We start from the raw sequence: 11717 nt of genomic DNA, 5'->3' as shown, positions 1-11717 counted from the left end.
AAAATCGAAGAACGTTTGGAAACATCACATTCTGCTCATAACATGAAAAGAAGAAGCCCGCAAAACATTGCGGACTATTTTGGATAACAGCGATCGGAAGATGGTACTGCACTCACAGTGGCCTAGTGTGATTGATTAATGCGGTTTCTATAGCGGGTTCATCAAGAAAAAACCTCGCGAGTGCGGAATGTACGATAAGTACCAAATACGACGCCAATCGTAACTACACCCATGATGATCATATACAAATTTAAATAGGACAGCTCCAGTCCAAATACCGAATAGCTTGCCTGCGTTTGGAACAGCCTCGTTACCCGCATCATTGTACTGAATGAAAATTCCTCAATCCACTTGGCCCATCCCGGGTTGAAGTTCAACACATCGAATGCCAGATAAGGCACGCCTACAATCGCAACATTAATGATGATGGCAACAAACGACGTTGAACTAAGCGCAGAAACGCATAACACAACACATGCAAAGACCAGACTGCCTGCCAGGTGAGTGACCAACTGTACTCCATAATACTGAACCGCCGATAACCGATAAGGAGAGAACTCATAGTAAAAGCCCTGAAAATACATCCCAACACTCTGGATAGGCGTATCTGCTCCAGCCAAATTCCCAAACCTTAACCAGTAGATCAACAAATTGACGCTTGTAAACAGTATGACGCATAGCACGACATATAACATGGAGGCCATTAATTTAGCCGAAACGATTTGGCTTCTTCCCCGTTTGCTGCTGCGTAGTAATGCAGCGGTTCCCCGTGAATATTCCTCTGCAAATACGGGCGCCAGTCCGAGCAGAATGATGATCATCATAAAGAGCACTCCAAATTGATCAATGTATTCCAGCAGATAGCCCCATGGTTTATTGTAGTGAATCTCGGAGACGGTTACGGTTCGCTTCATGACATTCCCGCTGTCATCATATCTGGCGTAGTTTTTGATGGATTCCGGTGAAAATATGGAAATGTCATAAAATACGCCATATCGATTCTGATTCTTTTCTTCACTGTAACCCTCGCTTTGCTTCTGATCCTGCGCAGCTTGAACCTTCTCCTCCGTAATGGCTCCTTCATAGGGTTTATAGTATGATGTACCGTTCAATGGCCCGGGATGCCCGAAACAGGCATACAAAGCAAGAAGCACAAGCAGTCCGGCGAGTGCCAGATAAACGCTTTTACGCGTGATTATTTTAGCAAATTCATATTGGGTTAAACGAATCACGATGTCGCCTCCTCGTCAAAATAGTGCATATATACGTCTTCTAGGCGAGGTGTCTCCGGTACAGCATGCGGTACAGGCTGTTCTTTGGCCAGGATTCTGGCTACGATGCCATCCGATTGATAGGACAAGCCGCTTACTTTGAAATGTGAGGTAAGCTCGGCAAGCTGCTGCTGAGTTAGCGTTGCCTTCCAAACGCTGCCCTGCATCCTGTTCATGATCTCTTCCGGCGTGTTCCGGGTGATCAGTTGACCTTCGTTCATCAGAATCATTTCCTTGCACGAGAACTCCAGGTCAGAGATAATATGCGTCGATAACAGTACAATCCGGTCTCTTCCCAGCTCCCCGATAATGTTACGGAATCGAATACGCTCCTTGGGGTCAAGACCTGCCGTAGGTTCGTCGAGGACTAGAATTTGCGGATCATTCAGCAAGGCTTGCGCAATGCCTAGTCTCTGCCTCATGCCCCCAGAGAACGTACGGATTTTATGCTGGGCCTGCTGTTCCAGATCAACCATCCGCAAAGTTTCCTGCACGCGAACACCGGCCTGACTCACACTCAACCCTTTGAGCGAACACATGTACATGAGAAACCGATGAGCACTGAAACGGTTGTAAAATCCGAATCGCTGCGGCATATAACCCAATATGCTGCGATAACGGTCCCCCATCTGTTGGATGGGTTGCCCATCCAGCAGAATCTGTCCTGACGTCGGCTTGGAGATGTCTACAAGCATGCGAAGCAACGTTGTTTTGCCCGCTCCATTCGGTCCGAGCAGCCCATAAACGCCACCGCTGGACAGCTCCAGCGAGAACGATTTCACAGCCCACTTGTTCCTGTATTTCTTGGATACGTTATCCATGGTCAATATCAAAGGAATAACCTCTTTCCGCTTGTGATGTGTATTTTCGCGCCATCTGGTAGATCTGACTGCTCAACAGGATCACTCCGCATAAGGCGGCGATTATAAGTACTGACGGCTGGATCGATTGAACGAGCGCAATGAATTTGGGATTACTTAATGCAAGCCATATCAGTCCGAACCATAGCGTCAGAAAGATACTGACAGCCGCTCCACCCCTGACACGCATCGCCAACCACAGACTGGCCCCGGCAGCGATCATCAGCTGTGCGTACCATAGACCGACTCCGCTCCATAAGATGGAACTGCCTGTTCCACCGGATATCGCTAGCATAAGGAGAAGTACAAATGCCATATTTGCTGCGAGTACAACGATCAAACGGGTCAGCATCAGCTGTTGTGCCGTAATTTTGCAGGTCAGCTCGATTTCCATGAGCCCATGATCCCTGCCTTTGAATACTTCCAGCAATCCAAGCACAAAAGGTACGGGAACCAGTACGAGACCGCTCATGTAAGGATCGATTTTACTGTGTGTTCCCAGCCAAAATCCGAGCAGCAGGAGCAGGGAACAAACCAACCAGTATGATTTGTGGAAAACCGCGACCTCCCCCCGAACAAGCTGGAATAATTCCCTCATCCGCCTTCCGTATGATGGTTTCGGGCGAACGCTCGCCGGATCCGGCATATGGGCATCCAATGCCCTGATCGTTCTGTCGATCTCCATTTCGGATGGAAAATCGACCGCATACTCGTCCAGATAAGAAGCAATTACGTTGTACTCCTCCATCTCCAATTCAGCTGCCCGATTTCGTTTATCTCCTTGTCCTCTTCGTTTCATCCCGTCCACCTCCCAGAATGATTTCCCTTAATTTCGCTATGCCCAAGCGTATGCGCGACTTCACTGTCGATTCATTTGCTCCCGTCAGCTCGGCAACCTCCCTGATCTTCAATCCGTTGTAATAGTTCAGGATCACCGCGTCCCTCTGATGCTCAGGCAAACTTAATACCGCCTGCCTGACCTGTTCGTTCTGAAGCTTTTTATGGAATATGTTCCATACATTCTGGTGTTCGCTGGCAGGGAGCGCCTCTTCCGTTAACTCACTTTCTCTCTGTTGTTGCTTGAAATCGCGTCCCCGAAAATAATCCAGGCAATGATTTACTGCAATTTTCAGCAGCCAGTGACTGAATTTTCCGTTATCCCGGTAGCTGTCAAGCGACTTCATCATTTTTACGAATACCTCTTGGGTTAGATCATAAGCGGTATGATAGTCTCCCGTTTTCCGGTACACATAAGCGAATATCGACTTATAATGCCGCTTCACCAGCACTTCCATGGCAGCCCGGCTGCCTTCACGAATCTCCTGAATCAACTCTTCATCATTCAACGCTCCCTCACCCCCTCAATTCAATTAACGATAATTTGACCATAAAAGATCAAAAATGTTTATTCATTTATTTGGATATAGACAAGTTCCTGATGCAACTATGTCTTCATCAGAATTGGTCTCATATTGACTTCCTTATTCTGGTGAAACTTTCCCCTCACCTGTTCGTCTAATTAGTGACTAACAACGAAGGAGATGACTATGCGAATAACCTGCAGTCCCGGTTTTCCGGGAAGTATGATTGGATCGATTGAACTTCAGCCATCCCGCTTTAGCAAGGGTGCTTCCAGCAACAGCCAAATTACCGATCATGTTGATCCTGAACTCATTGCCATCTCTTACATAGAAGACCTTAATTTCGGATCGCACTTTGATGCGATGACGATGATGAAGGGAACGTACAAGGAAGAATTTCACGAAAGCTATGATGTGGAATTTACAATTGATGTGGATCATAAAGGATATATTTCTCAATTTGAGCATACGTTTCCGCTGGAGCGTTACCTTGATCTTGTACGGACGCAGTCCTATAAAGTGATTAAGACGAATTGGCGCGGCCGATCATTTCATGTCATGACTTACAGTTATATGGAGGAAGTGTGCAATCCAAAGAATGTCATCTATAAATGCACAAATGCCGAGGATGTTTTCGTGGTAGCAGAGCTTGCCCCTGATCGTGTTGGTGGTGTTGCGGAACATCCTCGTCCTCTCTACCTCCACTTCCGCGCGTTGATCTCCGCTCGGGACGACCTCTACCCGATTGATTATATGTGTGAGCCTGATTTTGATCTGAATCTGTACTAGATTTCATGATCCATGAGGAGAAAGAGCACAAGACTCTCCCTTTTACCGGGAATAGCCTGTGCTCTTTCTTGGGATCGACTTTAAATCTTCTGGCCAAATCCCTTCGCTGCTTCCTTCATCCGTTCAGCCAGCCTTGATCTTAGAACGTTCATCCAATCCGGCTCATGCGTCCACCGTTCTGCCGCAGACCGCAGCATACGTACATAGCGGTATACGTTGGCAAAGCGCCTGCAAACCGGGAACATGGATTCCATGTCATAGGAGTCTCCTGATTCGGCCCAGTACCCCTGCATGAACGTCTGCTTTGCCTGTTCCCAACGCTCCGGCTCAATCTCATCACGCAAACTATCCAGACTCTGTTCCACATCCATCGCATACCAGTGGTACATGGCGTCATCGAAGTCAATGGCGTAACAAGACTGACTTTCTTCGTCATAGAAGACATTATCCGGCTCAAAGTCATAATGAATACATCCGTAATTGAGCTTGGTCACCGGCCATGCTGCCAAATGTGTACGGAGCAACTCCACTTCATGAGCGGCATCGGTCTCATCCGGAAATTCCCTCAGAACCTCCTGCATCCAGTCCAGCACATCGGCATAACTCCAGCGTTTAGCCTGCACCGGCGTATAATCCCGGCTCAGTTGATGAAGCTTGCCTAGCGCCTGACCATAGCTGTATATGGCCTGGTCGCTCAGAACCGTACTGCTCAGCTGCGTGCCGGGTACCCGCTTGAACACGGAAGCGTAGTACGTGCCCCATGGCGTGCTGACCTCCGCGAGCTTTGTTCCTGCATGGGAAGGCACCGCCTCCATCGCCCCATAGTCACGCTGTCGAAGATATCCGAGAACCTCCAGTTCGGCGTATAGATTGGTTCTATCTTTTTCCTGAACCGGGGCGAAACGAAGCAAGCGAGTCTCTCCCTGGTCCCTGAACGGATATACGGCATTAGAGGATATGCGGTAATACCGGAACATGTCCAGAGACTCGGGATCGTAACTCCAATTTTTCAAGATCATCTCGGCGAGATCGGTGTTATTAAATAAATATTTTAACTTTAGCATGGGCAGTTCTCCTTCTTGACCGTTTAATGTAGGTTTCTTGCAAAGTCCGAACGACTATTTTTGCGCGCAAAAAGCCGCAGGCTATGCCTGCGGCTTAAAAATTCGTGATGCACGAGGAAGTTGCAAAATGCATAAGCAAACAAACCTCATCAACACCAGGAAAATGAGCAGTTATATCCCTATATCTCGGCAGACTCCAAATAACCAACCGAAGCAGCTTTCACTTCGTTCTGTCCTCGTCGGTCCACCCATCTATTCAGTTCACGATCACCTTAATTGTAGTCGCTTTTGGCATCATCTTAGCCCGTCGTTTCATGACGCTCACTCCCTTCGGGAAACAAAGTTACTTCCATAATAATCCACAAGTTATCGATATGGCAATGGCCATTACCTCAACCTAGGATTGAACAACGATTCGTGCTGCCGTTTCGGTGTTGTCCTTGTACCATAAACGAATGACATCGCCTGTTTTCAGGTCGGACAATGACATGTCGTCACTGGAGTCGGATCGGTTATTCGGACCGCCCATGGTCATCCCCCGACTGATCTGAACGTCGTCGCTGACGCTGATTTTCATTTCTACACCGGTTTCTTTCAGCCCTGTATTTCCGTCTGCCGGATTCCATTGTCGCCCTTGATTGGACGTCGCATCCGTTTGCTCCTGTTCCAACAGATCCACCGTAATCGTGCCACCCTCTATGGAGACGATCCGACCCGTAACGTCGGCATCCATCATGCCTTGCATCGCTTCGGCACCATCGCCGTTTCGGCCATTCGTTCCGCCGCCGTTCATGCGGCCGCCTCTGCTCATGCCTTGGCCGCCACCATCTATGCCACCCCCGCCATTCATGCCGGGAAATCCGTTCATTCCCTGACCGGGAGCGCCGGTTCTCTCAATATTCTGGGCCGTGATGGCATCGCAAGCCGTGAGCAGGACGGAACAGCCGATAAGGGCCGATATCAACAATGTGAACAGTGCTTTACTTCGCATATGGATCACCTTTTCCTGGGGAAATGCGTTCCCCGCCAAGTTTTCTTCGGAATATCGAGTCATGCGCATCTTTGAATCCCATATAAGCAAGCACGAGCAGCAGCGGGTACACCGGAAAAAGATACCTCGATTTGATTTCCCAGAGCAAATAAAATCCGATAAACCCGAGAATAACCAATATCAACGAAACCTCGTCATATCTCTTGGCCCGAATTCCGCCGATTAACCGGACGAGCACGAAAACATAAATCAGCACGTTCATGGTGTATACCACCCACAAAATGCCGATTCGAGGTGCCGAATCCCCTTGGAACCAATCCGTGGCGGCAGTGGCATAACTATAGGAACCGTCGATTCCGCCCCCACCTCTGCCCATGCCAAACGAACTGCCATTGCCGATGCCGTACCGATCCATTTGGTAAGTTCCTTCGGTCCAGGTCCAAATGAGTTTTTTCGTATACATCCTCACGAGGTCGCCCGCGCTGGCTTCCGACAGCTTTCGTCCGATCTCCTGCTTGAACAACTCCGTACTTTCGGCTTTGTTATAATTCGCTTCTCTCTGGTAGATGGCGTAGCTTTCCCGGTTATCCCAGAACCCGAAGCGCTCCAGGTTAATCCCCATGTTCAACCACATATAGACGGGTGCGGCGTTTTCGCCGACAGGCTCATTCACGACGGATTGCAGGGCCCATTTCTGCGTCCACCCCGGGACATTAAATAAAAGCGCGAGCACGCCGATGGAAATCATGAATTTTTTGAAGCCAAGGCTCCTGATATTTAAAAGAATACAAAGGATTGCCGCGATCAACACAATCGCGCCGATGCTGCGCAGGTCGTTGCCAAGGGCCAACAAGATGGCGGCAGCGACGACCCACTTGTACGTTTTCTCCTTCAGGAACCGGATCAGGAAGTACAGGCTCGACGTAAGCAGCGCGGTGGCAATAACATCGTTATAGATCAAGTTGTTCATAAATAAGGCAGGCAGGTAAGTTGCTGCCAGGACAAGAACCCCGTAATCGCGCCCGCCCGATTTGGCATGGAGTTGTTTATAGATGAGATAGATCATTAACGTCGTTACGAGCGTGCACAAAATGTTAAACAGCTTGATGACCAGATAGTTATCCGGAAATAGGTACAACAAGGTTTTCAAAATCAATACGATCGAATAGTTGAACGGAAACATGTGCAGATAACCAGTCGTATCAAACGAGGAATAGTCCTGGTCATACAGCATGTCCATCGCCAGCGAGAGCACCGTCTGCGAATCGTCCGTCGGCACGCGCGGAAAACAAAAAATGATCGCGGTCTGAACGGCGAAGGACGCCAGCAGCACGACAGGAATAACGACCACTGGACGAAACCGGTTCAGCTTCAGACACAGTCGGTACACAACCACACTGGCGAGCGACAGCACAATCAGGAGCGGGATGAAAATGCCCCATTGCTGCGATCCCAGAATCGGATTGTCACCGTAAGCGGCATAATTGTACTGCGCCCGAACGACAAAGGTTGATGCGATAAACAGTCCGATAAACAAAGCAAGAATCAGATAGAGCCCCTTATGGATCACCTTAGCCATGCCAAAACTCCTTTTCGAATGCAGGATTTCGGTACGTATTATAAGGGCTCAAGCTGAAAAATCGCTGAATCAGCGCCATGCACAAATAGACCACCTTCGCAACGAAAGAAGGCAGTCCGGATTTCGTCTTTATCCAGTGATCCGATCCAACGATTCCTGATGTAACGGATATTATTTGGAGTACAACTCTCGGTACTCGTCTACATACAAAACCTCGATGCAGCCGGACCAATTCAGAACCGAGCCGATGAAATCCTGAATGTCGAGCCCCGGCATTTCATACGTCTCCGCCGTATTTACCGTACCTGTCGCATCTTCGATCAGCGTAACCTTGAAACCCTCATGCTCGGCCGCAATAGCCGTAAACAAACAGCAATATTCCGTGTTGAACCCAATGATAAAGATGTGCTCCACCTGATGATCTCGCAACCAGGATTTGAGCGCCGGATTGCTGAATGCATTTGGTTTGCTTTTATCCACGACCTGATGCTGTCCCGAATCCACCACAAACCTCAGATTGTCCACTTTAGTATGGAACAACGGCGATCCCTCTTGCTCGTAGTCCAGATGCCGGATGAAGACCATCGGCTCGTTTCTCGCTTCGAAATCGCGGATGACGCTTTCTATGGCATGGATTGTACCTGTCACGTCCCTCTGCGATACGATGCCTGCCTGCACATCCAGCACGATCAACGCTTTGTTCATGCTCCCAGCCCCTTTATGCAACTGCTTGTCCATCCTCAACCTGTCTGTTTGACGACTACTTGCCCTGCTTCTTCTGCCGGGCCTTCTCTTCGTTTTCCTTCACCCGGAACGCCACGATGCGGCGGATCAGCGCTTCCGGCAATGGTTGATCCAACGGGAATTGCACGGAGCCTTTGGCCCCTTTATAGGCCGACAACTCCTGTTTGAATTCTTCAATCCCGCTCGGCGCAGGGTAGAATCCAATATGTTTCGCGTATCCGGCAAAATGAACCAGATTGCCATGCAGGGCATACGTCGGCATTTTGTAGCTTATTTTTTCTTCCGCCTGCGGGGCAATCTCCCGGATCAGCTCACGCATCGTTTGTAATTTGGCCTTCACTTCTGGCGGGAATCCCGCAATATATTCGTCGACTTCAACCGAGGTTGGATTTTTCCCTGTCATGTGCCTGTGCCTCCTTAACAAAGTGTGATTGGATCAAACTTAGGTCATTTATTACTGACTCCCCCACATGCCATCATACCGTTTATTAGAGCGTCATCGCTTGGCCTTTTCTTCGCAAATACGCTTCCTTCTCCTCGTAATCGGGCATTATGCTGCCTACCAGCCGCCAAAAGGAACGGTCATGATTCATGTGATGAATATGGCACAGCTCATGGATGATGACATAATCGATGACGTCTACAGGAGCCATAGCAAGCCGATAGTTAAAGGTGAGTTTTTTGTCCCAACTACAGCTCCCCCATTTGGTGGCCGACTCCACGATATCCATGGACTTCGGCTTTACCTTCAGCGCCTGTTGAAACGCACCGATGCGTTCCCCAATGACCCGTTTACATTCGGCAAAATAAAACTTTTTCAAACGCACCCGCAGCTCGTCCTCTTCCAAACCTTCCACATCAATGAGTTCATGCAAGGCATGCTCCTTGCCAAGCCACATAAACGTTCCTTCGTCCTGATAGGTCCGAGGCTGCGGTCCGTCCAGCGCTTCCTGCATCAAGGCCGATCGCTGCAAAATGACATCCCCGTGCTGCCGCACGAGTTCTCCGATCTTCTCTTCCGTGATGCCATTGGGTGCCTTGATCGTCACCATGTAGGGCAGGTCCAGGCTGATGGATACCTTTTTGCGTTTGCCCAGTTCCAGATGGCACTGAATGAGTTGGCCCTTCACTTCAATCGTAAACATCGTTTTCTCCACTTCTGTTCATAATATGCCGTTCACATCGCTGTACTGACTACCCTGATTGTACCTCATATCGCGTGCCCTCGCACTCAAAGCTGCTTGTACACATAATTGAATTTTTATGCAATAATATGTATTATTATTTACTAGTATATTTATCATTATAAAACAGGAGGTATGCCGATCCCATGTTTCCCGCTGCCGCATCATCCCACAAAATGATCGAGGAATTGTCCCTTGGCCACTGGCCTTCCTTGTCCACCCTGTTTGTTGACGGATGGGTGCTTCGCTTTGCGGACGGATGCACCAAACGCGCCAACTCCATACAGCCCATATACACCTCCACGCTCGACATCCATGAAAAAATAAAAACATGCGAGCAATTGTACGAGCGTAATGGGTTACCCACCGTCTTTAAAATCACCCCATTTATTCATCCTGAAAATCTGGATAACATTTTGGATGAGAAAGGGTATTCCTTATTGGATCGGACCAGCATTCAAACTCGCAGCCTGGACGGACTCAAGACGCCACAGCACTCTGATGTACGGATCGATACTTATTCAACAAATTCGTGGCTGAATTCCTTTTGCAGAATCAATTCGGTTGACGAGAAAAAAGGTTCTACGATGACACGCATGCTCTCGAATATCCGCACGACGACGGGGTACATCTCTCTTTTGGTGAACGATCAAGTGGTTGCCTGCGGCTTGGGAGTCGTCGAACGCGGTTATATCGGATTGTATGATATCGTGACAGATAAACAGCACAGAAATCAAGGGCTGGCCGAGCAGCTGATCCTGCACCTGCTTCACTGGGGCAAAGCCCAAGGAGCCGAGTTCAGTTACCTCGCGGTCGTTGTGAACAACGCGCCGGCTTGGCGGTTATACGAAAAGCTGGGATACGAGGAGATCTACCGTTATTGGTATCGGGTAAAAAAATAGCTCTGATTGACCTCGGCCGGTTTCTGGCGGCTCCTTCATAAAAAATTTGGGCCTACGTAGACCGGCGGCCTCTCTTCGCGCCACATCAAAAAGAGAAGGTCGACATAACCTTCTCTTCGTTATCTTCTATTTATCTTCGTTTCATCGACTACCAGGACGTACGAGGCTGCTGAAACGAATCCGTTTCCTTTTCGATGTCGGTCATCATGTCCTTAATCCGATCCAAACCTTGTTGAATCTGCTTCTGATGGGCATCCAGCCGATGTGCCAAGGAGCGAATCTGCTCCTGGGTAGGCGGCTGGGAAGCATGGGACATCTCGATCAGTTCCTTCTCCAGGGCATCGATGCCGACGAGTCCCGTACTGAGTACTTCAATGCCAAACTTGGCTTTGTCCGCAATGTGATCGATTTTGATCGCCGTTTCTTTGGCCTGTTTATTGTTCCAACCATTGGACATGTAGTTGGGCTGGCTCACAGGTGGAGTATATTCGCTCATCAGGGATTCACTCCTTCATTTTCAAATGTCCGCTTATTTCTGATACTTATCCGTAATTTCGTCGATTTTATTCGTCAGTTTATCGATTTCGTCCGTCAAGCTGTCAATTTCATCGGTGAGCTTGTCCACGTCTTTGATGTTCTTTTGGACTTCTTCAATGTTCCCGCCTGCCGCAATCACTTTGGACATCACTTCTTGGGCGATGGATGTAACCAGTACTTGCACGTGATCCGGCGCATCCTGACCCACTTGTGCAACGAGTCTGTCGATCAATGGGCGAATCTGGGTCAAGGTTGTTGCTGCGTTGGACAGCTCGCGGCCGCATGAGTTCAATTCCGAGTCGATTTTGTCGGATACCCGGTCGATTTTGGATTGCGTAATCTGGTCGATTTCCCGAATGACTCGGTCGATATCATTGGACATTTCACGAACTGAACCTTTTCCTACGAACATGAATGATCTCCCCCAATATGTAT

The 11717-nt window shown here is 48.8% G+C and carries 14 protein-coding genes; 2 read left to right on the top strand and 12 right to left on the bottom strand.

What is annotated here, in order from left to right; translation table 11 throughout:
- Positions 1-161: 161 nt before the first annotated feature.
- The 4 genes from L6H98_RS26465 to L6H98_RS26450 are packed head-to-tail and all read right to left on the bottom strand — an operon-like array spanning position 162 to position 3477.
- A complete protein-coding gene (locus tag L6H98_RS26465) occupies positions 162-1232 on the bottom strand; it encodes an ABC transporter permease subunit (RefSeq protein WP_236420683.1) in 1071 nt (356 codons plus the stop codon).
- Positions 1229-2104: an ABC transporter ATP-binding protein gene (locus L6H98_RS26460; RefSeq protein WP_236420682.1), complete on the bottom strand. Its 876-nt coding sequence runs from the start codon at positions 2102-2104 to the stop codon at positions 1229-1231. Before L6H98_RS26460 ends, L6H98_RS26465 begins: the two co-directional genes overlap by 4 nt.
- Positions 2085-2930: an ABC transporter permease gene (locus tag L6H98_RS26455; protein WP_236420681.1), complete on the bottom strand. Its 846-nt coding sequence runs from the start codon at positions 2928-2930 to the stop codon at positions 2085-2087. The genes L6H98_RS26460 and L6H98_RS26455 overlap by 20 nt, the downstream gene beginning before the upstream one ends.
- Positions 2905-3477, bottom strand: a complete 573-nt coding sequence (locus L6H98_RS26450) for an RNA polymerase sigma factor (RefSeq protein ID WP_236420680.1) — start codon at positions 3475-3477, stop codon at positions 2905-2907. The genes L6H98_RS26455 and L6H98_RS26450 overlap by 26 nt, the downstream gene beginning before the upstream one ends.
- Before the next feature lie 237 nt (positions 3478-3714).
- Here L6H98_RS26450 and L6H98_RS26445 point away from each other — a divergent pair, with 237 nt between their 5' ends.
- Complete coding sequence (locus tag L6H98_RS26445) at positions 3715-4281, top strand: hypothetical protein (RefSeq protein ID WP_236420679.1); 567 nt, start codon at positions 3715-3717, stop codon at positions 4279-4281.
- 80 nt (positions 4282-4361) lie between these two features.
- Here the strand turns inward: L6H98_RS26445 and L6H98_RS26440 are convergent, their stop codons facing one another.
- The 6 genes from L6H98_RS26440 to L6H98_RS26415 all read right to left on the bottom strand — a co-directional run bounded on the left by L6H98_RS26440 (position 4362) and on the right by L6H98_RS26415 (position 9804).
- On the bottom strand, positions 4362-5345 hold the full coding sequence (locus L6H98_RS26440) for a phosphotransferase (protein WP_236420678.1): 984 nt from the start codon (positions 5343-5345) through the stop codon (positions 4362-4364).
- 397 nt (positions 5346-5742) lie between these two features.
- Positions 5743-6336, bottom strand: coding sequence for a hypothetical protein (locus tag L6H98_RS26435; protein ID WP_236420677.1), 594 nt, complete (start codon positions 6334-6336; stop codon positions 5743-5745).
- On the bottom strand, positions 6326-7915 hold the full coding sequence (locus tag L6H98_RS26430; protein WP_236420676.1) for a glycosyltransferase family 39 protein: 1590 nt from the start codon (positions 7913-7915) through the stop codon (positions 6326-6328). Before L6H98_RS26430 ends, L6H98_RS26435 begins: the two co-directional genes overlap by 11 nt.
- A 171-nt stretch (positions 7916-8086) precedes the next feature.
- Positions 8087-8620 (bottom strand): isochorismatase family protein, encoded by a 534-nt coding sequence (locus L6H98_RS26425; protein WP_236420675.1) that lies wholly within the window; start codon positions 8618-8620, stop codon positions 8087-8089.
- Positions 8621-8675: 55 nt separating this feature from the next.
- Positions 8676-9062 (bottom strand): DUF1801 domain-containing protein, encoded by a 387-nt coding sequence (locus L6H98_RS26420; RefSeq protein WP_236420674.1) that lies wholly within the window; start codon positions 9060-9062, stop codon positions 8676-8678.
- Positions 9063-9147: 85 nt separating this feature from the next.
- The gene (locus L6H98_RS26415; protein WP_236420673.1) at positions 9148-9804 is read right to left on the bottom strand and encodes a SprT family zinc-dependent metalloprotease; all 657 of its coding nucleotides are present in this window, start codon (positions 9802-9804) and stop codon (positions 9148-9150) included.
- A gap of 185 nt (positions 9805-9989) precedes the next feature.
- Here L6H98_RS26415 and L6H98_RS26410 point away from each other — a divergent pair, with 185 nt between their 5' ends.
- Complete coding sequence (locus tag L6H98_RS26410; RefSeq protein WP_236420672.1) at positions 9990-10745, top strand: GNAT family N-acetyltransferase; 756 nt, start codon at positions 9990-9992, stop codon at positions 10743-10745.
- A 148-nt stretch (positions 10746-10893) separates the two neighbouring features.
- Here L6H98_RS26410 and L6H98_RS26405 read toward each other — a convergent pair whose 3' ends face one another.
- Positions 10894-11241, bottom strand: a complete 348-nt coding sequence (locus tag L6H98_RS26405) for a hypothetical protein (RefSeq protein ID WP_236420671.1) — start codon at positions 11239-11241, stop codon at positions 10894-10896.
- Positions 11242-11274: 33 nt separating this feature from the next.
- Positions 11275-11694 (bottom strand): hypothetical protein, encoded by a 420-nt coding sequence (locus L6H98_RS26400; protein WP_236420670.1) that lies wholly within the window; start codon positions 11692-11694, stop codon positions 11275-11277.
- Positions 11695-11717: the final 23 nt, after the last annotated feature.

The sequence above is a fragment of the Paenibacillus sp. JJ-223 genome (assembly GCF_927798175.1).
Lineage (GTDB): Bacteria > Bacillota > Bacilli > Paenibacillales > Paenibacillaceae > Paenibacillus > Paenibacillus hubeiensis.
This window is presented reverse-complemented; position numbering and strand designations above follow the sequence as displayed.